The organism is Achromobacter sp. Marseille-Q4954 (genome assembly GCF_943737025.1).
In the GTDB taxonomy this organism is placed as follows: Bacteria; Pseudomonadota; Gammaproteobacteria; order Burkholderiales; family Burkholderiaceae_B; genus Achromobacter; species Achromobacter bronchisepticus_A.
This window is the reverse complement of sequence record NZ_CALSFQ010000001.1, coordinates 3,642,919-3,667,198: the sequence shown is the minus strand read 5'-3', so window position 1 is coordinate 3,667,198 and position 24,280 is coordinate 3,642,919. Positions and strand designations below refer to the sequence as shown.

General features: G+C 67.1%; 23 protein-coding genes. 9 read left to right on the top strand and 14 right to left on the bottom strand.

Going from position 1 to position 24,280, the window contains the following annotated elements; translation table 11 throughout:
* Positions 1-45 precede the first annotated feature (45 nt).
* Genes NGK62_RS17185 through NGK62_RS17160 form a run of 6 tightly spaced genes read right to left on the bottom strand, consistent with a single transcriptional unit; the run spans position 46 to position 7,138 of the window.
* Entirely contained in the window at positions 46-2,181 is a 2,136-nt protein-coding gene (locus NGK62_RS17185) for an acetate--CoA ligase family protein (RefSeq protein WP_251879322.1), read from the bottom strand.
* Positions 2,178-2,675, bottom strand: a complete 498-nt coding sequence (locus tag NGK62_RS17180) for a MaoC/PaaZ C-terminal domain-containing protein (RefSeq protein ID WP_118931311.1) — start codon at positions 2,673-2,675, stop codon at positions 2,178-2,180. Before NGK62_RS17180 ends, NGK62_RS17185 begins: the two co-directional genes overlap by 4 nt.
* On the bottom strand, positions 2,672-3,421 hold the full coding sequence (locus NGK62_RS17175; protein WP_059371457.1) for an SDR family oxidoreductase: 750 nt from the start codon (positions 3,419-3,421) through the stop codon (positions 2,672-2,674). Before NGK62_RS17175 ends, NGK62_RS17180 begins: the two co-directional genes overlap by 4 nt.
* Positions 3,422-3,481: 60 nt before the next feature.
* Positions 3,482-4,447 (bottom strand): Bug family tripartite tricarboxylate transporter substrate binding protein, encoded by a 966-nt coding sequence (locus NGK62_RS17170; protein ID WP_251879320.1) that lies wholly within the window; start codon positions 4,445-4,447, stop codon positions 3,482-3,484.
* A gap of 22 nt (positions 4,448-4,469) precedes the next feature.
* Entirely contained in the window at positions 4,470-5,933 is a 1,464-nt protein-coding gene (locus NGK62_RS17165; protein WP_251879318.1) for an aldehyde dehydrogenase family protein, read from the bottom strand.
* A gap of 11 nt (positions 5,934-5,944) precedes the next feature.
* Positions 5,945-7,138: an iron-containing alcohol dehydrogenase family protein gene (locus tag NGK62_RS17160; RefSeq protein ID WP_251879316.1), complete on the bottom strand. Its 1,194-nt coding sequence runs from the start codon at positions 7,136-7,138 to the stop codon at positions 5,945-5,947.
* Between the two features lie 80 nt (positions 7,139-7,218).
* Here NGK62_RS17160 and NGK62_RS17155 point away from each other — a divergent pair, with 80 nt between their 5' ends.
* The 4 genes from NGK62_RS17155 (at position 7,219) to NGK62_RS17140 (ending at position 11,441) form a co-directional block, all read left to right on the top strand.
* Positions 7,219-8,040 carry an IclR family transcriptional regulator gene (locus tag NGK62_RS17155; protein ID WP_251879314.1) on the top strand — a complete coding sequence of 274 codons (822 nt, stop codon included), beginning with the start codon at positions 7,219-7,221 and terminating at the stop codon, positions 8,038-8,040.
* Complete coding sequence (locus tag NGK62_RS17150) at positions 8,037-9,056, top strand: NAD(P)H-dependent flavin oxidoreductase (RefSeq protein WP_251879311.1); 1,020 nt, start codon at positions 8,037-8,039, stop codon at positions 9,054-9,056. Before NGK62_RS17155 ends, NGK62_RS17150 begins: the two co-directional genes overlap by 4 nt.
* Before the next feature lie 257 nt (positions 9,057-9,313).
* Positions 9,314-10,285, top strand: coding sequence for a Bug family tripartite tricarboxylate transporter substrate binding protein (locus NGK62_RS17145; RefSeq protein WP_059371451.1), 972 nt, complete (start codon positions 9,314-9,316; stop codon positions 10,283-10,285).
* 4 nt (positions 10,286-10,289) lie between these two features.
* Positions 10,290-11,441, top strand: a complete 1,152-nt coding sequence (locus NGK62_RS17140; RefSeq protein ID WP_059371450.1) for an acyl-CoA dehydrogenase family protein — start codon at positions 10,290-10,292, stop codon at positions 11,439-11,441.
* Between the two features lie 18 nt (positions 11,442-11,459).
* On the opposite strand, the gene NGK62_RS17135 is transcribed toward NGK62_RS17140, so the two are convergent.
* The 4 genes from NGK62_RS17135 to NGK62_RS17120 all read right to left on the bottom strand — a co-directional run bounded on the left by NGK62_RS17135 (position 11,460) and on the right by NGK62_RS17120 (position 15,458).
* Positions 11,460-12,398, bottom strand: a complete 939-nt coding sequence (locus NGK62_RS17135) for a VOC family protein (protein WP_251879308.1) — start codon at positions 12,396-12,398, stop codon at positions 11,460-11,462.
* A 47-nt stretch (positions 12,399-12,445) separates the two neighbouring features.
* Complete coding sequence (locus NGK62_RS17130; RefSeq protein ID WP_118931319.1) at positions 12,446-13,432, bottom strand: tripartite tricarboxylate transporter substrate binding protein; 987 nt, start codon at positions 13,430-13,432, stop codon at positions 12,446-12,448.
* Positions 13,433-13,501: 69 nt separating this feature from the next.
* Positions 13,502-14,488 carry a Bug family tripartite tricarboxylate transporter substrate binding protein gene (locus NGK62_RS17125; RefSeq protein ID WP_251879306.1) on the bottom strand — a complete coding sequence of 329 codons (987 nt, stop codon included), beginning with the start codon at positions 14,486-14,488 and terminating at the stop codon, positions 13,502-13,504.
* A gap of 115 nt (positions 14,489-14,603) precedes the next feature.
* Positions 14,604-15,458 (bottom strand): fumarylacetoacetate hydrolase family protein, encoded by an 855-nt coding sequence (locus tag NGK62_RS17120; RefSeq protein WP_251879304.1) that lies wholly within the window; start codon positions 15,456-15,458, stop codon positions 14,604-14,606.
* A gap of 114 nt (positions 15,459-15,572) precedes the next feature.
* Here NGK62_RS17120 and NGK62_RS17115 point away from each other — a divergent pair, with 114 nt between their 5' ends.
* From NGK62_RS17115 to NGK62_RS17105, 3 genes are all read left to right on the top strand, one after another.
* The gene (locus NGK62_RS17115; protein ID WP_059371445.1) at positions 15,573-16,280 is read left to right on the top strand and encodes a GntR family transcriptional regulator; all 708 of its coding nucleotides are present in this window, start codon (positions 15,573-15,575) and stop codon (positions 16,278-16,280) included.
* A gap of 128 nt (positions 16,281-16,408) precedes the next feature.
* Positions 16,409-17,029, top strand: coding sequence for an NAD(P)H-dependent oxidoreductase (locus tag NGK62_RS17110; RefSeq protein ID WP_059371444.1), 621 nt, complete (start codon positions 16,409-16,411; stop codon positions 17,027-17,029).
* A complete protein-coding gene (locus NGK62_RS17105; protein WP_251879302.1) occupies positions 17,026-17,637 on the top strand; it encodes a TetR/AcrR family transcriptional regulator in 612 nt (203 codons plus the stop codon). Before NGK62_RS17110 ends, NGK62_RS17105 begins: the two co-directional genes overlap by 4 nt.
* Position 17,638: 1 nt before the next feature.
* Here the strand turns inward: NGK62_RS17105 and NGK62_RS17100 are convergent, their stop codons facing one another.
* The 3 genes from NGK62_RS17100 to NGK62_RS17090 form a co-directional block, all read right to left on the bottom strand.
* Positions 17,639-18,652, bottom strand: a complete 1,014-nt coding sequence (locus NGK62_RS17100; RefSeq protein ID WP_059371442.1) for a cyclase family protein — start codon at positions 18,650-18,652, stop codon at positions 17,639-17,641.
* 85 nt (positions 18,653-18,737) lie between these two features.
* Entirely contained in the window at positions 18,738-19,415 is a 678-nt protein-coding gene (locus NGK62_RS17095) for a DsbA family oxidoreductase (RefSeq protein ID WP_251879300.1), read from the bottom strand.
* 80 nt (positions 19,416-19,495) lie between these two features.
* Positions 19,496-20,404, bottom strand: a complete 909-nt coding sequence (locus NGK62_RS17090) for a LysR family transcriptional regulator (protein WP_118931325.1) — start codon at positions 20,402-20,404, stop codon at positions 19,496-19,498.
* Positions 20,405-20,698: 294 nt separating this feature from the next.
* On the opposite strand from NGK62_RS17090, the gene NGK62_RS17085 reads away from it, so the two are divergent.
* Positions 20,699-23,062: a mechanosensitive ion channel domain-containing protein gene (locus NGK62_RS17085; RefSeq protein ID WP_251879298.1), complete on the top strand. Its 2,364-nt coding sequence runs from the start codon at positions 20,699-20,701 to the stop codon at positions 23,060-23,062.
* Between the two features lie 60 nt (positions 23,063-23,122).
* Here NGK62_RS17085 and NGK62_RS17080 read toward each other — a convergent pair whose 3' ends face one another.
* Entirely contained in the window at positions 23,123-23,827 is a 705-nt protein-coding gene (locus NGK62_RS17080; RefSeq protein WP_251879296.1) for a glutathione S-transferase family protein, read from the bottom strand.
* A 104-nt stretch (positions 23,828-23,931) separates the two neighbouring features.
* Here NGK62_RS17080 and NGK62_RS17075 point away from each other — a divergent pair, with 104 nt between their 5' ends.
* Positions 23,932-24,261, top strand: coding sequence for a winged helix-turn-helix transcriptional regulator (locus NGK62_RS17075; protein WP_059371427.1), 330 nt, complete (start codon positions 23,932-23,934; stop codon positions 24,259-24,261).
* Positions 24,262-24,280: the final 19 nt, after the last annotated feature.

The following is a 24,280-nucleotide window of genomic DNA, read 5'->3' as shown; positions in this document are numbered from 1 at the left end:
CTCCGTGTTTTTTCCCGGGCAGCGGACGGCCGCTGCGCCGGCTTGCTATTCGATGACGGCGTCCAGCGCCACCACGCCGCGTCCTTCGTCCAACACCACCAGCGGATTGACCTCCAGCGATTGCACGCAGTCGCCCAGGGCCGTGAACAAGGCCGCGATGCGTTGCACGGCGTCCACCAGGGCCGCCCTGTCGCGCGCCGGCAGGCCGCGATGGCTGGCCAGGCGGCGCGCGATGCGCGTCTGATCCAGCGCGCGTTCAATCCGCTTGCGGCTGGCAGGCAGATGGCAGCGCGCCACGTCGGCCTCGACCTCCACCCACACGCCGCCCGCGCCCACGCTCAGCACCGGGCCGAAGACCTCGTCGCGATGCAGGCCCACCAGCATCTCCACGCCGTCGACCACCATTTCCGACACCAGCACGCCGCGGATGGCCGCGGCCGGCACCTGATGCCGCGCCGCGTTCGCGGCGATGTTCTCGAAGGCCTGCCGCACTTCGGCTTCATCGCGCAGCCGCAGTTGCACGCCGCCGATCTCGCTCTTGTGCAGCACGCCGTCGGCCACCAGCTTGAGCGCCACCGGAAAACCGATGGCGCAGGCCGCTGCCGCCGCCTCTTGCGCCGTGGCCGCCTGGGATTCGCGGGGCGCGCGCACGCCGTACTGCGCCAGCAGCGCCTTGGCCTGCGCTTCATTGCAGGGCAGCTGCACGGCAGGCGCGGCCGAAGGCAGGCCGGCGAGCGGGGCTTCCGGCGCCTCATCAGTGGCCTGGTCCGCGTACGCGCTGACGCGCTTGAGCGCCTGCATGGCGTTGCGCAGGCTGTAGACAGGCGCGAATCCTTCCTGGATCAGCAGGTCGTGCGCCGGACCGCGCCGGCTGCTCATCCAGACCGGCACGAAAGCCTTGGCGCCGCCCTGCGCCACCGCCAGCATGTTGCGCACCAGCCCTTCGGTGCTGGCCGAATAATTGGAGGTGATGGGGTAGAGCACCGCGTCCACGCCCGGGTCCGCGAACAGCGGCGCCAGGCAGCGCCGCGCCAGGTCCGGATCGGTCAGCGCCTTGGTGGTCAGGTCCACGGGGTTGGTCAGGGCCGCGTAGGCGGGCGCGTGCCGCGCCATCTCGGCCACGGTCTCGTCGGCCAACACAGCCATTGCCAACCCGGCTTCGCCCACCTTGTCGGCCGACAGCACGCCCGCGCCGCCCGACGACGAATACACGCAGATGTTGCGCAAGCTGCGCACGCCCACGCGGGATATCAGGCTGGCGACGTCCAGCAGTTCGTCCAGGTCTTCCACCCGGATGACCCCGTACTGCGAGAACACCGCGTCGTTGACGGCGTCCTCGCCGGCCAGCGACGCGGTGTGCGATTGCGCCGCCTTCTTGCCGAAATCCGAACGGCCGATCTTCAACGCGATCAGCGGCTTGCCCGCGCGGCGCGCGGCGGCGGCCGCTGCGATGAAACGCGGGCCGCTGCGTATGCCCTCCATCACGGTGCAGATCAGGTCGGTGCCCGGGTCGTGCGCCAGCCAGTTGATGAAGTCCGCGCTATCCAGGTCCAGTTCGTTGCCGGTGGAGAACCAGCGCGAAAAGCACACGCCGCGCTCGTTGCCCTGCATGAGCGAACGGCCCAGGCCGCCGCCCTGCGTCACCAGGCCGATGCGCGAGAGCTTGCCGGTCCTGCCGTCGTTGCGGAATTCGGTGGAAAAGGTCAGGCCCAGGCGCGGCGCCAGCATGGTCATGCCGGCGCAGTTGGGGCCGTACAGCCGCATGCCGCTGCGCTGCGCCAGCGCCAGCATCTCGGCTTCGACCGTGCGCCCGGCCTCGCCCAGTTCAGCGAAGCCGCCGGTGAACACGATGACGTACCGCACGCCCTTGCCGGCGCAGGCCTGCAACGTGGCGACGGCGGATTCGGCCGGCACCAGCAGCAGCGCCACGTCGATGCCTTGCGCCGGCACCGCGTCCACGCTGGCGTGCAAGGGCTTGCCGAAGAGTTCGCCGCCCTTGGGGTTGACCAGGTACACCTCGCCGTCGAAATCCGAGTGCTCCAGCACATTGACCACGGTGGTGTGGCCCAGCGTGCCCGGCTTGCTGGAAGCGCCCACGATCATGACCGAACGCGGCCGCGTCAGTTCCACCAGATCATCGAAGCGGACATTGGGATCGAACTGGGAAGGACTGGCGCTCATGCGGCCTCCGGTCGGCATTTCATCAGGGTGGTCCATTCCGACTCCACCACGACCTCGCCGTTCTGGTTCTTCACCGTGCGCAGCATGGTCACGCGGCCCGTGCCGGGGCGTTTCTGCGACAGCGTCTTCTCGCCTATGCCGAGTTCAACGTGGATGGTGTCGCCGATGAGCACCGGCTTGCGCCACACGCAGCGCAGTTCGGTCAGCGCCAGCCGGGTGCCGTCCATCAGCCGGTACACGGGCATGCGGGTGGTCAGGCCCGACGCGATGGCCAGGGTCAGCATGCCGTGCGCGGCGCGCTGGCCAAAAGGATGGCTGGCGGCGAATACGGCATCCGTGTGCAGCGCGTTGTAGTCGCCGGACAGCCCGGCGAACTGCACCACATCCGCTTCGGTGACCGTGCGGCGCGGGCTTTCCCAGGACTGCCCGGACGCCAGGTCCTCGAAGTACAGGCGCCGGCCCAGGTGTTCGTCCAGATCGAATGGCGTGCTCATGCGTAGCGCCCTCCCGTCACGTGCACGGTCTCGCCCGTGGTGAAGCCGGCCAGGCGCGAGGCCAGGAAGGCTACTGTCGCGGCCACGTCGGCCGGGTCGCCCAGGCGGCCGACCGGCGTGTTGGTCTTGGCGCGTTCGGTCAGCTCTTGGTAGTCGGGGCGCTGCTGCATGCGCGGCGTCGAAATGACGCCCGGGGCGACCGCGTTGGCGGTGATGCCGAACTTGCCGGACTCCAGCGCCAGCGAGCGCGTGAAGCCGATCAGTCCGGCCTTGGCGGCCGAGTAGTTGGTCTGCCCCGGATTTCCCAAATGGGCGCGCGAGGCGATGTTGATGACGCGGCCGAAGCGCTGTTCCATCATCAGCGGCAGCACGGCGCGCGAGCAATGGAATGCCCCCTGCAGCGTCACGTCCAGCACCGCGTGCCAATCCTCCTCGGACATCTTGGTCAGGTAACGGTCGCGCGCAAAGCCCGCGTTGTTGACCAGTATGTCCACCTTCTTCCAGCGCTCGACCGCCAGCTGCACGGCGCGGCCCACCTCGTCCTTGTTGGTCACGTCGGCGCGCGCACCCAGGACGTTGCCGCCCAATTCCGACAGTTCCGCGCAGGCGGATTCGATCGCCGCTTCATTGGCGTCGCACACCACCACGTTGCAGCCTTCCTGCACGAAGCGCCTGGCCATTGCCATGCCCAGCGTGCCCGCGCCGCCCGTGATGAAAGCGGTGCAACCATTCAGTTCCAGATCCATGATGCCATTCCATTCGAGTTTCAATGTTCCCGCCGCGCCGGGCCCGCCCGGGCCCGGCGTTCAATCGACCTGCAGGCGCGCCTGTTCCACCAGCGTCTTGGCGCCGGCTCTTTCCTTGGCCCAGAACGCCGCGAAGGCTTCGGGCGTGCTGCCCACCAGCGGCGTGTAGATGCGCGCGAAGCGTTCCTGCACTTCCGGCATCTGCAAGGTTTCGCGCAGCGCGCCGGAGAACTTGTCGACGATGGGCTGCGGCGTGCCGGCGGGCATGACCACCGCCTGCCAGGTCGTCACCTTGAAGCCGGGCACGCCGGACTCGGCCACCGTGGGCACGTCGGGCATGTCCACCACGCGCTGGTCGCCGCTGACGGCGAGCGCGCGCAGCGTGCCTTCCTTGATGAAGGGCGCGGTGGTGGAGCGGCTGTCCACCATGAAGGACAAGCGCCCGGCGATCAGGTCCTGCAGCGCCGGCGCGCTGCCCTTGTAAGGCACGTGCGTCATGGGCGCGTTCAGAGCCAGCGACAACGCGGCTCCCGCCACGTGCATGGAACTGCCATGCCCGGCGGACCCGTACGACAGCCCCGCGTCGGGCTTCTTCGCCGCCTGCACCAGGTCCTGCATGGTCTGGAACGGCGAAGACTTCGGCACCACCACCACCAGCGGCGAATCGGTCAATTGCGTGACCGGCACAAAGGCCTTGCCCGGATCGACCTGCACGCCCTTGTAGAGGTAGGTGTTGATGGCCAGCGGCCCGACGTTGGCCCACAGCGCCGTGTAGCCGTCGGGTTCGGCCGTGGCGACTGCCTGGTTGGCGATGTTGCCGTTGGCGCCGGGCTTGTAGATCGGCACCACGGGCTGACCGAGCTTTTTGGACAGCTCGTCCTGCACCATCTTGAAAGCGATGTCCGAAGCGCCCCCGGGCGCAAAGCCGATGACCATGCGGATGGGCCGGTCGGGCCATTCCGCGTGCGCGCCGGCCGCCAGCATGCAGGCGGCCAGGCCCGAGGCCAGCTTGACGATGAACTTCATGTTGTCTCCTGTGAGCGCCACGCTAGATCGTGGTGTCGTACTTGATGTTCTTGAGCTGCGTGTTTTCGTAGATGGCTTCCAGCCCGCGCTCCTTGCCGATGCCGGACTGCTTGTAGCCGCCGAACGGCGCATCGAACGACGTCCGCAGGCCGGTGTTGATGGCCACGCTGCCCGACTGCAGCCCGCGCGCCATGCGCAGGGCGCGGCCGCCGTCGCGCGTGTACAGCACCGCGGCCAGGCCGTAGCGCGTGTCGTTGGCCATGCGCAGGGCGTCGGCCTCATCGCGAAAGCCGATCACGGATTGCACCGGACCGAAGATCTCGTCCTGCGCGCTCTGCATGCGGGCATGGGAGTTCAGCAGCAGCGTGGGCGGCACGAAGTAGCCCTTGGCCGTATCGCCTTCCAGCTTCATGTTGCCGAAATGGGCGGGCTGCGCGCCCTCTGCCTGTGCCAGCGCCACGTACTTCTCGACACGCTGCTTCTGGGCCGCGCTGACCAGGGGGCCCATCTCGGTCGCCGGATCTGCCGGCGAGCCGATGCGCACGGTGTCCAGGCGCTGCTGCAGCAGGCCAAGGAACTCCTCGCGCACGGATTCCTGCACCAGCAGGCGCGTGCAGGCGATGCAGACCTGGCCGGAATTCTTGATGATGTCGCCCGCGGCCACGGCCGCGGCCTTGTCCAGCGGCGCGTCCTCGAACACGATCAGCGGCGACTTTCCGCCCAGCTCCAGCGTGACGCGCTTGACGTCGGCAGCCGCGGCCGCCTGGATGCGCGCGCCCGTCACGGTGCCGCCGGTGAACGACACCCGTGATACCAGCGGATGGGTGACCAGCCGTTCGCCCACCGTGGCGCCCGGGCCGTTGACCACGTTGATCACGCCGGGCGGAAAGCCGGCTTCCTCGAACAATCGCGCCAGCGCCATGGTGGACAGCGGCGTCACTTCAGAAGGTTTGAGGATCACCGTGTTGCCCGCGGCCAGCGCCGGACCAAGCTTGTTGACGGTGAGCGTCATCGGGTAATTCCACGGCATGATGAGCGCGCACACGCCCAGCGGCTCGCGTATCGTGAAATTGAGCACGTCGGCATTGCCCACCGGTATGGTCTCGCCGCGCAGGGCCGGAATGATGCCCGCGAAGTACTCCAGCGACGCCGGCATGCCCTTGAGCGAATCCAGCGAATGCGTGATGGGCTTGCCCACGTTCAGCGTTTCGATCCAGGCGAGCTTTTCGCGGTCGCGCTCGAACAATTCGGCCAGGCGCCGCAGCAGCTTGCCGCGCTGGGCCGGCGTGGTCTTGCGCCAATGCGTTTCAAAGGCGGTGTGCGCGGCCTGCACGGCGGCGTCGACGTCGGCCGCCGATGCCGCGTGCACGCTGGCAAGCACCTGCGCCGTGGCCGGATTGTAGGTATCGAACGTGCTGCCTTCGGCGCCTGCGCGCCAGTTTTCCCCAATCAGCAGTTCATAGGGGCGGGAATCGATGACATCCATGCGGGCGCTCCTTACGCGGCCATTTGCAGGTATAGGGATTGAATTTCTTCCGGCGCGAGGACGCGCGGATTGACGGGCATGGACGCGCTCAGCATGGCCTGGCTGGCCAGCTGCGCGGCGTCCTGCTCAGACAGCGCCAAGCCGGTAAAGCGCAGAGGAATGCCCGCCAGCCGCGCCAGCGACTCGACCGCTACGATCAGGGCCAGGGCGTCCTGCTGCTCGTCGCCCGTTGCGGCCATGCCCAGCGCGCGTGCGGCCTCGGCATAGGGCGCGGCGGCGGTCTGCGCCGTGTGGCGCGCCACCACGCTGAAGATCGGGCCCAGCACTTCCGCATGCGCCATGTGGACGCGCGACTCCAGCGGCGTGCACATGGCGTGCACGGCGTCCACCTTGCTCATGCCGATGGCCAGGCCCGCCATATAGGCGCCCATCTGCATGTCGGCGCGCGCGCGCAGGCTGTCCGGCGCGCGCAGCACGTTGGGCAGCGCCCGCATGCACAGGCGCAAGGCCTGCAAGGCCATGGCCTTGCCGACGGGCGAAGGATCGGTGTTGATCCAGGCGCCCAGCGCATGCAGCACGGCATCGAAGCCGCCCTGAGCGGTGGGGCGCGGCGGCAGGCTGAGCGTGAGTTCGGGCTGCAGCGCCACCAGCGCCGGACGTGCGCGCAGGGAGCGGTACAGGCGCTTGCGCCCGTCGTCGCCCTGGATCAGCGCGGCCGAGCTGCTTTCGCTGCCGGTGCCCGAAGTCGTGGGCACGGCGATGAAAAGCGGATCGGCGGCCTCGGCGGCGGCGTTCAGCCAGGCTTGCCCTCGCGGCGCCTGCAATTCGTCGGCATCGAACCCGCCCGCCATGCAGGCGTAGACCGCCTTGGCCACGTCGATGGCGCTGCCCCCGCCCACCGCCAGCACACTGGCGCAGCCCTGTTCGCGCGCCACGCGCAACGCGGCGCGCACCTGATCCATGGCGGGATTGGGCACCACGCCGTCATAGACACGCCATTGCAATCCCGGCGCGGCGGCAAGCGCCGCTTCGACGGCGGAGCCCACCGCGCCCCAGGTGCCGGCGTCGGTCACCACCAGCGGCAGGCGCAGGCGCGCGCCCGCGGCCGCCAAGGTTCTGGCCAGGGCGTCCCCGCCCCAATGGCAAACGCCGGGCCAGGCCATCACGCCCTGGGCCTGTAGCGCACAATCCTGCTGACCGCTCATTCGTCCTCCTGATCTTGCATAATTTGCTATGCGAATTTATAATTCATTTAGTGAATTGATCATAAAAAAGGAGCTTGCCCATGTCAAGAGCCTCGCCTCGTGCGCCCAAGAACGACGCCACCGAAGATTCCGCGGAACCCGACCGCCAATTCGTCACCGCGCTGGCCCGCGGGCTCGACATCCTGCGATGCTTCAGCGCCGAACGGCGCATGCTGGGCACGACGGAGCTGGCCCATCTGACCGGTCTGGCCCAGCCCACCGTATGGCGCCTGTGCCACACCCTGCAAAAGACGGGATTCCTGGCTGCCGTGCCGGGCAAGGACAAGCTGCAACTGGGCATCGCCGCCATCGCGCTGGGCGGCGCGGCGCTGGCGGGGCAGGAAGCACTGGACGTCATCCGGCCGATGTTGCAGGCGCTGGCCGACCGCTATCAGGTCGCGGTGGCGCTGGGGCGGCGCGACGGCGACAGCATCGTCTACCTGCTGCGCTGCCAGGGGAATTCGCCGCTGCTGATGAACCTGCGCGTGGGTTCGCGCATACCGCTGTTCCACAGCGCGATCGGCTGGGCCTATCTGGCCTGCTGCTCGGCCGAGGAACGCGAGGCCCTGCTGCAAGAAGCCCGCGCATCCGGCAAGGCCGGCGACGCCGCGGAGCAGCAGGCCATTGCCGACGCCATCGCCCGGTATCCGGAACGCGGCTTCGTCTATCACGAGCGTCCCGCCTATCAGATCAACACCGTCGCCGCCGCCATCGAACTGCCCGCGGGCGAACGTTACGTGGTCAGCTGCGGCGGCCCGGCGGCGCTGTTGCCGCGGCAACTGATGCTCGATGAAGCCGGCCCCACGCTGCGGCAGCTGGCGCACGAACTGCAGCCCATCCTGCTGATGGGGAGGCACGTGTGAACCAGCCTCTTGCTCCGGCCGTTCCGCAACGCTGGCCCACCCGCATCACCGAACTGATGGGCATACGCTGGCCGCTGCTGCTGGGCGGAATGATGTGGCTGTCGGATGCTCGCCTGGTGGCGGCCATGGTGCGCGCAGGCGGCATGGGATTCATCACCGCGCGCAGCTCGCGCACGGACCAGGACTTCCGCCAGGCGCTGCGCGATTGCGGCGAACTGACGGGCGGCCTGCCATTCGGCGTCAACCTGACACTGTCTCGCCGCGCGGCCAATAACGAGCCCATGCTGACGCGGCTGCGCATCGCGCTCGACGAAGGCGTGCGCCTGTTCGAAACGGCGGGCCTGCCGCCCACGCCGCTGCTGCCCGCCCTGCGCGAAGCCGGCGCCATCGTCATCCACAAGTGCGCGCACGTGCGCCATGCCGTCGCGGCGCAGAACTTGGGCGTGGACGCAGTCACCCTGGTCGGCATGGAAGAAGGCGGCCACCCCGGCAGCAATCAGCTGCCCACGTTCCTCAACGGCGCCTATGCCCTGGAGCAGCTGCGCATTCCGCTGGCGCTGGGCGGCGGCATCGGTCACGGCCGGCAGATCGCCGCGGCGCTGGCGCTGGGCGCCGACGCCGTGGTGATGGGCAGCGTCTTCACGCCGGCGCAGGAAACCCCGGCGCACGCGGCGTACAAGCAGCGCGTGGTCGACACCAGCGAGCACGGCACCCGCGCCGTGCTCGGCAGCCTGGGCGACACCTGGCGCATCCTGGACAATGAAAACGCCCGCAAGGTCGCCGCCCTGGAACTGGCGGGCGCCAACAGCTACGCCGACTTCGGCGAACTGATCAGCGGCGAGCGCACCCAGGCCCTCGCCTACCAGGCGGGCCAGCACGAAGAAGGCATGTTGTCCATGGGCCCGGCGGTGGGCTTTGCCCGCAACATCGAACCGGTGGAAAGCATCGTCCTGCGGTTGCAGCGGGAATGCATGCAGGCCAGCGCGCGCTTCAAGCACATGGTCGATTCCGCCTGAATCCGGTCCCGCGCCAGCGGGCCGTTACATACCCCCGCATCCCTGCCACGCCCCGCGCGCGGCAGGGATTTTTCATGCGCGTGCGCGGCCGCATTCGGCTGCAGATCGAAAACCCGTTATTGCAGCGCCCCGACGGCCGCAGTATCATCAATTCATTAAACGAATTATTAATTCGCAATGCGAATAACAAAACGGATCACCCAAGAATCCGTCCGCGCAACGCAAGCGCGCTCAACCCAGAAAAACAGGAGACAGGAATGAAGTTCAGCAAGATGGTGGCGGCGGCCCTGCTGGCCGCGGGCTTCGCGACGGCGGCCTCGGCCGCGGAATGGCCGGACAAGCCGATACGCGCGGTGATCGGATTTGCGCCGGGGGGGCCTTCCGACATCGCGTTCAAGATGATGCAGGACGAGCTGAGCAAGAAGCTCGGCCAGCCCGTCATCCCGGAATACAAGCCTGGCGCCAACGGCAACCTCTCGCTGCTGGCCGCGGCCAGCGCGCCCGCCGACGGCTACACCATCCTCTGGACCAACGCGGCCACCATCGCCGTCAACCAGTACCTGTACAAGGATCTGAAGATCGACCCGGCCCAGGCCTTCGCCCCCGTCGCGCAATTGACCGATTCGCCGCTGGTGGTGGTGGTGCCCAAGGATTCGCCCTACCAGACCATGGCTGACCTGATCAAGGCGATCAAGGCGGACAAGCAGGCGACCATCACCTACGGATCGCCGGGCTACGGCAGTTCGGCGCACACCGCGGCCTCCTCGCTCGCGCTGGCCTTGAACACCAAGCTCACGCACGTGCCGTACAAAGGCAGCGCGCCCGCGCTGCAAGACCTGATCGCCGGACGGCTGACCTTCATGATCGACAGCCGTTCCAGCTCCCTGCCCTACATCAAGGACGGCATGCTGCGCCCCCTGGCGGTCAGCGGCGCCGCCCGCGTCAAGGATCTGCCGGACCTGCCGACCATCGCCGAATCCGGCGTTCCGGGCTTCAAGGTCACCACCTGGCAGGCCGTGGTCGTCCCCGCCGGCACCCCCAAGCCCATCATCGACAAGCTGGCCCGCGCGCTGGAAGAAACCGCCGCCATGCCCATCGTGCAGGAACGCTTCGAACGCATCGCCACTCCGCTGGTCAGCAGCTCGCCCGAGGCGTTCGCCAAATTCTGGGCGGAGCACCGGGAGGCCACCCGCGACCTGGTGGAACGCGCCAACCTGAAGCTGGAGTAAACGCATGAGCAACATCGACCTGACGCCCGAACAACAGGAGCTGCAGCACAGCATCCGCCGCTTCATGCTGGCGGAAGTGGCGCCCATCGTCGCGCAGCACGAAAAGGCGCGGACCTTTCCGTTCGAACTGATGCCCAAGCTGGCGGAGCTGGGCTACCTCGGCGGCAACCTGCCGGAAGACCAGGGCGGACACGGCATCGACATGCCCACCTGGGCCATGATGATGGAAGAACTGGGCTACCACTGGCTGTCGCTGCGCACCATCGTCAATATCACCAACGGTTCCATCAAGCGCCTGGCCGCCCACGGTTCGCCGGCGCAGAAAGAGAAGTACCTCAAGCCGCTCATGGCCGGCCGCCTCAAGGCCTGCACCGGCCTGACGGAGCCGAACACCGGCTCCAACATCGCCGGCATCCAGACGCGGGCCGACCTGGTCGGCGACGAGTGGGTGCTGAATGGTCGCAAGCTGTGGATCACCAACGGCTGCGACGCGGACTTCGCCATGGTGGTGGCGCGCACCTACAGCCCCACCTGCGAAGGCAAGCTATCGACCTTCATCGTCGAACGCGCCCTGGCCAACTATGACGTGCGCAAGCTCGACACCATGGTGCTGCGCTGCACCGGCACGGCCGAACTAGGCTTCGCCGATGTGCGCATCCCCAGGGAAAACCTGGTCGGCGTGGAAGGCGCGGCGCTCGCCGGCACGCTCAAGGGCCTGGACGCCGCGCGCCTGAACATCGCCATGGGCGCCGTCGGCGCCGCGCAGGCGGCCCTGGACATGTCCATCGACTATGCCAAGCAGCGCGAGCAGTTCGGCCGCCCCATCGGCAGCTTCCAGCTGGTGCAGAAGCACATCGTCGACATGACGGTCCGCGTCGAAGCGGCACGCGCGCTGGGCATGCGCGCGGCCCATGCGCTGGAAGCGGGCAAGGACGTGCGCCAGGCCTGCTCCATCGCCAAGCTCTACGCCACCGAGGCCGCCCACGAAGTGGCCAACATGGCGCTGCAAGTGCATGGCGGGCTGGGCTACTCGGAGGAGTATCCGATCGAGCGCATCTTCCGCGATACGCGCGGCGGCATGATTCCCGAAGGCACGACGGAAATCCAGACGCTGATCGCGGGGCGGGAGATTCTGGGGATGAACGCGATAGCCTGAAGGGGAGCGCGCCCGCCCTCAGGCATCCCGCTCATGATTGGTGATGAAGTCCGGCGGCAACGCCGGACCCCACACATACAGCGAATCCTCCGGCGGATAATCCGCCGACGGCCACTGCTGTCCTTCGGCGATGAAGTCGATGTCGTACGAATACTCGGCGTAGCTGCCCCAGGGATCGCGCACATAGCGGAAGTAGTTCGAACCCAACACATGCCGGCCCACGCCCCAACCGTCCGCATACCCCGCCGCGCCCATCTGCTCCATGCCCTGCCCCACCGCATCGATGGACGGCACGCACCAGCTGCTGTGATGCAGGCCCAGGCCATGCGACTTGGCCAGCGCAATCAGGTGGTGATCGCTGCCGTGCGGACTGTGGATGAAGGCGATGGCATCGCCCGAGGTATCCGACACGCGCAGGCCGAGCGCATCCACGTAGAACCGCGTGGCCCGGACCACGTCGGCGCTGAACAACAGGATGTGCGACAGGTACAACGGCCGCACCTGCCGCACCTGGCTGCGCGCGGGCGCGCGGCCGGCGCCCCTGCTGGCCTGGGGCGGCTCTTGCGGCGCGGGGGCCGACGGTGAAGACTTGGCTGCAATCCGCAATTGCAGGGCCAGCCCGTCGGGCGCCTCAATCCAGAGCCCTGCGGGGTCGGCGCCCTGCGGCGCGTCGCGGCGGGCGATACCCTGGCGGTCCAGATGCACGGCGAACCGTTCCAGGTCGTCCGCGTGGATCCCCATGCTTACCCACAGCAGGCGCTTGCGCGCCCCCTGCAAGATGCGCGCCCAGCGGTGCGGATGGCCATGGGTGTACAACGCCAGGCAGCCGCCTTCATCCCGCACGTCCAGGCCGAAGCTCGAATAGAAGCGCCTGGCCTCTTCGAGATCGGGAACGCTGAACACGAACTCGTCCACCGAGTGCACGGCGAGCGGCGCTGTCTGCGCATTCGATTGCATGTCTGCCTCCAAGAATCTTGTTCTGGTTTTGACAGGCTGGCCTGTCCTCACTGTTCGACGGCGACCTTCTGCGCCAGGCCCTGGTACAGCGCCGTCTCCGTCTGGTAGAAGTCCCGCATGTCCGCCACCGAGTTCTGCGCCACCAGCTCCATGCCGGTGGAAACAACATACTCGCGAAACGCGGCGTCTTCCATGGCCTGGACGATCGCGCGGTTCAGGCTGGCAACGGTCGCGTCCGGTGTCTTGGCCGGCACCAGAAAGGCGATCCACGTGCCGTACACGAAATCCCGCAGCTTTTCGCTGGATGCGGACAAGGGCGGCACTTGGGGCAGCTTGGGACTGGGCGCGGCGCCGGTCGTGGCGTAGGCCCGGATACGGCCGGACTCGATCAGGTCCAGCGTCGATCCGCCCAGCGGCAGGAAGCTCAGTTCTATCTGTCCGCCCATCAGGTCCTGCGTGACGGGCGGGACGCCCCGGTAGACGACGTGGTTGAGCTTGAACTGGCTTTGCCGCGCCCATTGCTCGCCCAATAGATGGATCATCGAGCCCGGACCGATGTGCCCGAAGTTCAGTCCCTTGTCCCCCTGGGCCTGCGCCAGCTGGGTCAGTTCGCCCAGGTTCTTGGCCGCCAGCGCGTTGCCGCCCGTCAGGATGTAGGGCAGCCGCGCCACCACCGCCACCGCGCGCAGGTTCTCCGCCCGATACTTCACATGCTGCATCGTGGCCGGGGTCAGGATGGGTTCGGTCTGGGACGCGATCAACAGCATGCGTCCATCCGCCGGCGCATTCAACACCCGTTGCGTGCCGATGGAACCGCCCGCCCCCGGTTGGTTCTCGACGATGATGGTCCTGCCCAGCGCGGCCTGCAGCAGCGGCTGCAGCTTGCGCGCGACGCCGTCCGTGGGATTGCCCACCGGCTGCGGAACGACAATGGAGACGGGTGGCGCGTCGGCCTGGGCGTGGGCGTTCACGCACGCCAGGATGCCGATCAGGAACTGCAGGCTCGCGGTCACGCCGCTACGCAGTGCTTTCATTGCTGGCCTTTCTGGTTGGACTCGTTGGAAAGCCGAAGCTGCCGGGGATCAAAGATCCTCGCTACGGCATCACTCAAGCTGCAGGCGCGACACCATGGGGCCGAACTGGGCGAACTGACTTTTCAGCAAAGCGCTCATCTGCTCGGGACTGGAACCGCTGGCCTCGGCGCCCAGCTCGGCGAGGCGCTGGCGGATGGCGGGCTGCTGAACAGCCTTGGACACGGCCTGGCCGATGCGCGCCACGACGGCGTCGGGCGTCTGCGCCGGCGCGAGCAAACCGTTCCATCCCTCGGTATCGATGCCGGTAAAACCCAGTTCGCTGGCGGTGGGCGTGTCCGGCAGGGACGGCGAGCGTTGCGGCGACGTGACTGCCAGCGCGGTCAGGGAGCCGGCCCGGATGTCGCTCAAAGACGAAGACAATTGGTCGCCGCCCATCTGGATGCGGCCCGCCAGCATTTCGCCCTTCAAGGGCGCCGCGCCCTTGAAGGGCACGTGCGTCATGGACGCGCCCGTCTGCTCCTGGAACCACATGCCGAACACGTGGATGTACGAACCGGGTCCCGTGGAGCCGTAGGCGTAGTGGGTGGAAGGATTCTTCTTGAGCAGGTCCGCGAACTCCTTCAGGTTGCGGGCCGGCACCGAAGGCGTGGACGTGATGACCAATGGCACGTTGGCCACCACGCTCACGCTGCGCAGGTCGGCCAGGGGATCGAAGTTGAGCCGTTTTGCGCCCTGCGCCACCAGGGCGGCCAGCGGATAGGAGATGTTGGCCATCAACACCGTGTAGCCGTCGGGCGCCGCCTTGGCGACGGCATCCGCGCCCAGCAGCCCGCCCACGCCCGGGCGGTTCTCGACCACCACGGGCTGCCCCAGCTCCTGCGACATGGGCGTTGCGATCAGCCGCGCGATCAGGTCGGTGGTTCCGCCTGCGGCAAACGGCACCACGATCTTCACTGGCCGCGTCGGCCAATCCGCGGCGCTGGCCACACCCAGGCTGGATGCCAGGCCCGCGGACAACAACAGTCTGGCCCAACGGCGCCGGGCGGGATTGCTCACGAATGACTTCACAAAAGCAGTTGCGATTCGCATGTCTGGAGTTCCAAGAGTAGATCGTGGCCGTACGCCCCGGCGCGCCGATGGCGCCGGGACCGCTGCAGGCGTGGTGACAAACCTAGGCGGACTTCGCCTCGTCGCGGATGCGGTTGCGCAGCGTGCCGATGCGCTCGATATCCACCTCTACCGTGTCGCCGTCCTTCATGTAGAGCTTGGGCGTGCGCCCGAAGCCCACGCCCGCGGGGGTGCCAGAGAAAATGATGTCCCCGGCCTGCAAGGTAATGGCCTCGCTGACGGTCGAGATCACGGTGGCCACATCGAACAGCATGTCGCTGGTGTTGGACGATTGCATGGTCTCGCCATTGAGGCGGGTCTCGATCCGCAAACCACTGCCGCCGGCCGGCAGCTCGTCGGCCGTGACCACGTACGGCCCCCAGGTTCCCGTGCCGTCGAAGTTCTTGCCCACCGTCCACTGCGGCGACTTGAACTGGTATTCGCGCACCGAGATCTCATTGCCCACGGCGTAGCCGAACACGTGGTCCAGCGCCTGTTCCTTGGCGATCCTGCGTCCGCCCTTGCCCAGCACCACGACCATTTCGCCCTCGTAGTCCAGCGTATCGCTGATGGCCGGACGCTCCACCACGGCGTCATGCGCGCCCAGGCTGGTCGACACGCGCAAGAACAGCGTCGGGTAATCGGGCTGGTCGTACGGGCTTTCCTTGGTGTGGTCGGCGTAGTTCAAGCCGACGCACAGGATCTTGGGAGGTTCGATCGACGGCGACAGAAAGGTCGCGGTGGCCGGATCGATGAACTGCGTGGCCGCGGCGGCCAGGCGCTCCAAATCGGCCAGCGTCTTGCCCTGGCGCAGCAGCGTGCCCAGATCGACGCCCGGAGCGGACAGCAGCGCCAGGCGGCCCTGCACGAGTGCGGCGGCGCGAGGAGCGCCGTCGATTTTTAGGGTGGCCAGTTTCACGAGATCTCCTGATGGGTGAGGGTTGGACGAAGAATATGTAATCTATAAAAATATATATATTCTGGTTTTCCCTGGATAACTTGAGCTTCATAGATAAAAACTTTATCGTTTCGCATGACTTCCGTTTCCACCCCATTCCGGACCGCGGCATCGGCCCTGGCCAATGACATCCGCGCAGACATCATCACGGGCAGCCTGCCCCCGGGAGCACGTCTGCGCATCAAGGATCTCTGCGAACGCTACGACAGCGGGGCGATTCCGCTGCGAGAGGCGCTGTCGCGCCTGGCGACCAGCGGATTCGTGGTCGCGGAAGACCAGCGCGGTTTCCGCGTGGCGGACGTCTCGGCGGAAGAACTGCTGGACATCACCGAAACCCGCATCCACATCGAATGCGAAGCGCTGCGCCGCGCCATCGCGCGCGGCAGCCTGGACTGGGAAGAGCGGCTGGCCGGCGCGCACTACCGCCTGAGCCGCCTGCCCCTGCACGCGGCGGACGGCTCCGGCTTGTCGGCTGAATGGGAACAAGCGCATTCCGCTTTCCATTCGGCGCTGATCAGCGGCAGCGATTCGAAGTCGCTCATCGCCATCGCCGAACTGCTGCGCGACCAGACGGCGCGCTATCGCTACCTGTCGGTACAGCTGAATGCCGGCGCCAAGAACGCCGCCTCCCCAAAGAAGGGCAAGGAACGCAACGTCGCCGACGAACACCGCAAACTGCTGGACGCCGCGCTGGCCCGCGACGCCGACACCGCCGCCGAGCTGCTGGCCCAACACCTGCGCCAGACCACCCAGCTGGTGCTGGCGCAAATTCCCAGCCACTAGCAAGCGCCCCGCCCTGCGCCGGGCTGTCGGCCTCCCAGGGAGCAGCGCCGCTACTCACGTCAAAATCTCAACCTACCAAAAGTAAGTTACTATCAGTAGGTTAATTATTTTGATGGAGCGCAGATGCCATGCATGCGCTAATCGTTGTTGCACATCCCGATCCCGCGTCGCTGACCCACGCGGTGGCGCGACAGGTCGCGGCAGGCATTTCCGCTGCCGATGCCGGACACACATTCGAAGTCGCCGACCTGGCCGCGGAAGGCTTCGACCCGCGGTTCACCCAGCCGGACGTGGCGCTGGCCATGGGCAAGGGGGAAGCCCTGCCGGAAGTCGCCGCGGAACATGCACGGCTCGAACGCGCGGATGCGCTGGCGCTGGTCTACCCCGTGTACTGGTGGTCCTTCCCGGGCCTGCTCAAGGGCTGGATCGACCGGGTGTTCACCCAAGGCTGGGCCTACGAAGACACGGACGGCAAGCTGGTCAAGAAGCTGCAACGCCTCGACGTGCACCTGGTCGCGCTGGGCGGCGCCAACCAGCGCACCTACGCTCGGCACGGCTACTTCGGCGCCATGAAGACGCAGATCGACCACGGCATCTTCGGCTACTGCGGCGCCAACGTGGTCACGTCCGAATTGCTGCTGCCGTCGGACGCGGGCTTTCCCGCCGCGCATCTCGACGCCGCCCGGACCCTAGGCCAGAAGATCTTCTCCTCGCGTGCTGTAATCCGCGAGGAGGAAGTCGAATCATGACCACAAAAACACCAAGCCCCGCCAAAGCCGCCCCCCAGCGCCGCCTGTCGCGCGACGAGCGCCAGCGCCAACTGCTGGACGTCGCCTGGAAACTGATCAGCGACGAAGGCACGGACGCCCTGACCCTGGGACGGCTGGCCGCGGAAGCGGGCATCACCAAGCCCGTGGCCTACGACCACTTCGGCACGCGCAACGGTTTGCTGGTGGCGCTGTATCAGGACTTCGACGTCCGCCAGACCGCGCTCATCGACGCGGCGATCGCCGCCAGCAAGCCGGCCTTGAAGGAAAAGGCCCGGGTCATCGCCGCAGGCTACATCGAATGCGTCATGACGCAGGGACGCGAAATACCCGGCGTGCTGGCCGCGCTGGGCGGCTCCCCGGAACTGACCGCGGTAAAGCATCAATACCAACAGGCCTTCATCAAGAAATGCCAAGCCATACTTGCGCCTTATGCCGGACCCGCGGGAGTTTCGCTGGCCGGCATGTGGGCGATGCTGGGCGCGGCTGACGGCCTGGCGCACGCGGCTGTGGCCCAGGACATCAGCGTGGATCAGGCGCGCGACGAGTTGACGGATACCATCGTGGCGATGGTCAAGCGCAGCAAATAATTCAGCGCAGCGGCATCGCCACCGGACGCAGCGGCGCCGCATCGCCGCCGCGGATCTTCAGCGGCCCGCCGATGAAGGCGAATTCATAGACCTGGTCGCGCGACAGCTCGTCCAGTGCCGCCAGCTCGATGATGGGCACGCCCTTCTGCGCCAGCAGATAGGTATGCAGCGGCACATAGTCGTCGGACACCTCCGACGGGAAGGTCTCGAAACTGAGGTTGTCCGCCCCCAGAATCATGGCGCCGCCCTCCTCGACCAGATAACGCGCAGCGTCCAGGCCCATGCCCGGCGGCTTGGCCATGTAGGCCGCCGGATCGTTGTACAGCTTCATGCGGCCGGTGCGGATCAGGACAATGTCGCCCTCGCGCAGCTCGGTCTTCTGGCGCGCCAGCGCGGCTTTCAGGTCCTGTCGGGTAATGCGGTACTGGTCGGGCAGCATCTCCACGCCCTTGAGCGCGGCCACGTCGATCAATACGCCGCGCGCCACCAGCGGCGGGAACTTCTCGATGCCCGTGCGCTTCCAGCCGCGGTCCCCCAGATGCTCGTCGGCGCGAAAGCCGTTCCAGATCTTGCCGTGGATGCCGAAATGGTTGAGCGCATCGATGTGCGTACCGGTGTGGCTATACATCGAGAACGCCGTGCCGGTGTAGCTGCGCATCGCGTTCATGTCCTTGCCCACGCCCATGGGGTCGTCGACTTCGGTGCCGCGCGGCGTGTGCGTCATCCAGAACTGGTAGTGCGGATCGCCCGCGTCCTGCCAACTGGGCATGCCCACGTAGTATTCCGTGGCCAGGTCATAGACCTTGCCGCCGGCCACGCGCGACATGACCGCGGCGCGCGATTCGGGCGTGATCAGGTTAAGGCGGCCGATCTCATCGTCCGGCCCCCAGGGGCTGATGCCCACTTGCTGTCCGGAGGCAGGCGCGCGGGCGGGTGCGCCGTGCGCGAGTACGTTGAAGCTCAAGGCGGCGCCCAGCGCCAGGCCAAGAAGTTTGCGGGTGTAGCGGATAGTCATGATGCACCTTGTGCGTGTGGTTTCCGTCCTGCGGACGGAAAAATGGAAAGAAGGAAAACGTGGGCGGCGCCCCGATGCGCGGCGATCAAGCCTCGACTGCGGGCATCAGCACCCGCAGCCTGTCCCGCAGATCGGCCGTGGACATGGTGTGCAGGCGGGCCCGGTGCGGCCCGGCGATCAACGTGGGAATGGAGTCGATGGCCAGCCGCGCGGCGGCGGCGCGATCGGCCTGCACGCGCTGCAAAACCTCGCCGCCCCGCATGAAGGCGGCAAATTCGCCCCGGTCATGGCCCAGCCCGGCGGCGATATCCAACAGCACCGCGCTATCGCCGACGTTGCGGTGCTCGCTCAAGTGGGCATGCTGGATCGCGTCGAACATGTCCCAATGGCCCGCGTCGCCGGCCAGCAGATGCGCGGCCTGGCAAGCCAGCGCCCCGGCCATCCCGCTGGGATAATCGAATGATTCGGCGCGCATGCCCTCGACGTCGATGCGCGGCTGGTCTTCATGGCGGGCGCAGGCTTCCCAATGGCCCAGGATCACCTGCTTGGCGCGCGGCATCGAGCCGAACACCTGGCACATCTGTTCAGGCGATTCTTGCAGCACGAAGCTGCGCTGGCGCACGGCAATGCCCAGTTCGGCCGCGACCTGGCGCAGGCGGGGAGACATGACATAGCACCAGCCGCAAACCACGTCATGGAAGAAGTCCACGGTCAGCGGCGCGGCGGGTGCGTAATTGGAGGTCGAAGTCATGATGGCGTCCATCTCGTTTCAATGGACGCCAGCTTAAGGACGGGCCGGCGCGGGAGTAAGGTGTCCGCCGGCAGGACTTTATTAGCTGCGCGTCAACAATCGCCGCGCATGGCCGCCGGCAGATGCTCCGCCATGAAATCCACAAAGGCCTTGACCTTGGGCTGCAGGTGGCGGCTGGTCGGATAGACCGCGTAGACATGGCGAGGCGCGGCGGGTTGTTGGGGCAAAACGCGCACCAGCCTGCCGCTGGCGATGGCGGGCGCGGCCAGGAACGACGGCAAGGCGCCTATGCCCAGCCCCTCTTCCAGCAGGTCCCGCAGCATCAGGCTGTTGTTGACCTGCACCAGCGCGGGTCCGGCCAACGGATCCGCCTGCTGGCCCGCATCCTCGTCCGCAACCGCGCCAGGGCTTTCGGCCAAGGTATAGCTGAGGATGTCATGCCCGCGCAGCGCGTCCACGCTCTCCGGACGGCCGCGGCTGTCGAGGTAGGACGGCGCCGCGCACAGCACCTGCGTCAGCGACGCCAGCCGGCGCGCGATCAAGGAAGAATCGTCCAGCTGCGCGCGCAGCCGTATCGACACGTCAAAACCCTGCCCAACCGCATCGACCAACCGGTCTTCCATCGCCAGGTCCAGGCGCAGTTCCGGATACTGGCGCAGAAAGCGCGCCAGCAGCGGCGACAGCACGCTCAAGGCAAACGAGACCGGCGCGTTCACGCGCAGCCGCCCCGACACCAGGCGGGACTCCCGCTTGACGGATTTTTCCAGCGCGTCCAATTCGTCCAGCAACCGGCAGCATTCGGCGTAGTACGCCGCACCCGTGTCGGTCAGGCTCATCTTGCGGGTGGTGCGCTGGATCAGCACGGCGCCCAGGTGAGCTTCTAACGCGCGCAGCTGCTTGCTGAGGCCGGCGGAGGACATATCCAGGTCCTCCGCCGCCTTGGCCAGGCTGCCGAGTTCCACGATGCGCCGGAAGGCGCGCATGTAGTTGAAGGTGTCCATAAAGGTAACGAATAGAGACGAATTCCCAGATTTTCCAGGCATATCGGACATTTTCCAAACGAGGGACTCCAGTGCGACCAGCCCGGCTCGCGCCGCGGTGCATTTATCATCAAACCTGCAGCGGCGTTGCGACCGCGATCGCGCGCCGCCCTTTTTTACCGAGGTCACACAGGAGATTCTCTAGTGGCGAGATCCGCAACGACAGCATCGACAGCATTCTTCCGCCTTCACGCCGTATGCCTTTGGCGGCGCCGCAGGGAAAGGCCCCGGCTGGCAATTCTGCTGCTGCCGGCAATGCTGAGTTGCCTGTTGTTCACCTGGCAAGCCAAGGCGGCAACGCCACTGCTGGCACAGACTCCCCCCGCATCCGCGCCGGCGCTCACGCCGAATGCCCTGGCGGACTTGTTGGAAAACCCCGAAGCGCGCAAGGCGCTGGTGGACGAACTGCGCGCCCAGGCCTCCGGCGCAAAACCCGCCGCTTCCCGTTCCGCGGGCGCGGCCTCCGCGCCCGCACAGCCCGCCGAACCCGGTTTGCAGGAACGCATGGCCGACAACGTCCAGCGCTTCCTGACCGGCCTGGCGACCGACATGGGCCAGGGCGTGGAAGACATGCGCGCGCTGGCTTCGGGCGGCAGCCTGGGCATGGACAGCGACGCCGCGGGCCATGCCTTGAAGCCGCTCGCGCTGGCCGCGGCCGCCACCATCCTCGCCTTCATCCTGCTGCGGATGATCGCCATGTACGTCTACGGACGCATCGACCGTTGGGTCGCCGAACAGCGCCACGCTCCCGAAGCGCCGTCCAGGCGCGGCGCGCCAGCCTCCATGCGAGTGCTGTCCCGGCGCGCGGGCGCGATCGTGGGCGCGCTGGCCATCGATGCGGGAGTGGTGCTGCTTGCCGCCATGGCAGGCGGCGCGGCGGCGCTGTGGGGCACGCCCGGCCGCGGCGCGCTGGATGCGCTGGCGGCGGTGTTTCTGCGCGCCTTCGTCTCGGTGGAAATCGTCAAGGTGCTGATCCGCACGGTATTCGCCGTCAAGCATCCGCACCTGCGCCTCTTGCCCATGACGGACGAAAACGCCAGGTACTGGAATGCGTGGCTGCTGCGCATCGCCACCGCGGCCGGCTACGGCACGCTGCTGATCGACCCCGTGGTCTCGGCCTCGCTGTCGCCCGCGCTGGGCCGGCTGGCCAACCTGCTGATCATGCTGGCCGTGTACGTGTATGCGGTGCGCGTCATCTGGCGCAACCGCCAGACCGTGCGCGGGCACCTCGACCGGCGCGCCGCCAGCGCGACGACGTTCATGGGTTCGCGCTTGCACATCCTGGCGCGCGTGTGGCATGTGCTGGGCATAGGCTACTTCACCATCCTGCTGGTGGTCAGCCAGGTGGACCCGACCAACGCCCTGCCCTTCATGGCCCGCGCCACCGCGCAGACCCTGCTGGTCATCGGCGTGGGCAGCCTGCTGATCCTGCTGCTGAACGCCGCGCTGGCCAAGCCCATCAGGCTGCCTGACGACCTGCGCAAGCGCCTGCCGCTGCTGGAGGCTCGCGTCAACGCCTACGTGCCCGCCACCTTGAAACTGGTCGGCCTGATCATCCGCATCGTGCTGGTGCTGCTGGTCCTGGACGCGTGGCGCGCCTTCGACCTGTCGCGCTGGCTGGCCTCGGATGCCGGCGGCGCCGCCATCCGGATGACGGTGAACATCGTCATCGTGCTGCTGATCGCGGCGCTGGCCTGGACCGTGATCGCCAGCATCATCGAGCACCGCCTCAGCCAGAGCGAAGGACGCGGCATGCCCAGCGCGCGCGAACGCACCCTGCTGGCGCTGTTCCGCAACGCGGCGCTGATCGTCATCGTGACGATGACGCTGATGGTGCTGCTGTCGCAGATCGGCATCGACGTCGGCCCGTTGATCGCCGGCGCCGGCGTGGTCGGCCTGGCCATCGGCTTCGGCGCGCAGAAGCTGGTCCAGGACATCATCACGGGCATCTTCATCCAGCTAGAGAACGGCATGAACGAGAACGACGTGGTGCAGGTCGCGGGCGTGTTCGGCACGGTGGAGAAGATGACGATACGCTCGGTGGGCATCCGCACGCTGGACGGCGGCTACCATCTGGTGCCGTTCTCGTCGGTGGACGTCGTCGCCAACCACATGCGCGACTTCTCGTACCACCTGGGCGAGTACACCATCGCGCATCGCGAAAGCGTGGACGACGCGATCGTGCATCTGCGCGCGGCCTTCGCCGAGCTGATGACCGACACCGTGCTTGGCCCCGAGATCCTGGAAGACATCACGGTTGCCGGCGTTACCGCGGTCAACGAGAAGGGCGTGACGATCCGGATCCTGATCAAGACCACGCCGGGCATGCAGTGGGCCGTGCAGCGCGGCTACAACCGGCTGCTGAAGAAACACTTCGACGCCGCCGGCATCGAACTGCCTTATCCGCATACCGTGGTGTACTTCGGCCAGGACAAGCGGGGCTATGCGCCGCCGGCGAATGTCTTCGTGCAGGCCGAGCGTCCGGACGAAGGCGAGGACGCCCGCGCCGCCGGCCACACCCGGCGTCCGCTGGAGCCAGCGCCGCGAGGCGAGGACTCGGCCGAAGTGCTGGGCAACGAGCTGGAGGCGCGCGAGGAAGGCGAAGCGCCGCGCGCGTAGCAGACGCGCGTAGCAGACGCGCGTGGCAAAGGCGAGTAGCGGCGCGCTTGCGCGTGCCGCCTACTTCCCGTACGTGGCGATCAAGGTTTCCAGCGGCACGTGACCCTGGCACAGCCCCGAACAGGCGGGGCGTGCGCCATCTTCCAGCGCAATCGCATACTTCACCGCCGGATCGTGCTCCAGGCGCTGGCGCAGCGCCGCCAGTTTGGGCCAGCGGGACTTTGCAGCGACCTCATGGAAATCCAGCCAGCGCGCCACGCCGACCAGCACGGCGTCCGCCAGCGTCGGACGATCGCCTACGAGGAACGGCGTGTCGCCCAGCATCGCTTCGAGCTTGTCGTGCCGCTCGATGACGCGTTGCGCGCCCCAATCCCGCAGCGTTTTCTGCAAGGCCGGATCAGGCGGATCCATTTCCAGGGCGACCCAATGCGGGGTGAAGGCGGCGGTAAAACCGGTGTTCAGAAAAGCCATGAACTGGTGCATGCGGTCGGATTCCGGCGACAGCGGACCGAAGCTGATCCTGCGCTCGTCATCCCGGTTTTCGATCCAGCGCGCAATCGCCATGGTTTCCGTGAAAACCGCGCCTTGCTCGCTGACGAATGCCGGCGTTTCGTGGCGCGCGTTGATCCGCGCATAAGAAGGCAGACGCATTTCGTTCAGCATGTCCACACGGCACAGGCGATAGGGTTTGCCCAGCCACTCCAGCGCAGCGACGAGCCCCATGGAACTTCCCAGCGGAAAGCCATAGACAAGAATGGGTTCCAAGATTTCTTTCTCCGTAGATGAGGGTCACGCTGCGCAGCGGATTGAATTCTACGGATCTGCTAGGCTAAGTAAATTACGCACATTTTTGTCACCATGACTCTCCCATGAAAGACCTGGTTTCGCGCTGCCCCATCGAGGAAGTCATGCAGATACTGAGCGGCAGATGGCCGGCGCTCCTCATCTACTACCTCAAGGAAGGCACCAGACGCTTCAGCGACCTGCGCCGCGACAATCCGACCATCTCGCATCGGATGCTGACGCTGGAGCTGCGCAAGCTGGAGTTGGCCGGGATCGTCCTGCGCACTGATTTCGCTGGCTATCCGCGGCGCGTGGAGTACGAGCTCACGCCTTCCGGCAGGACTCTCGTGCCGCTGCTTGACGCGCTGGGCGACTGGTGGGACGAGCATGGCGAGGCGTCCGAAGACGCCTCCTGAGCAGGCCTGCCAGCTTTCA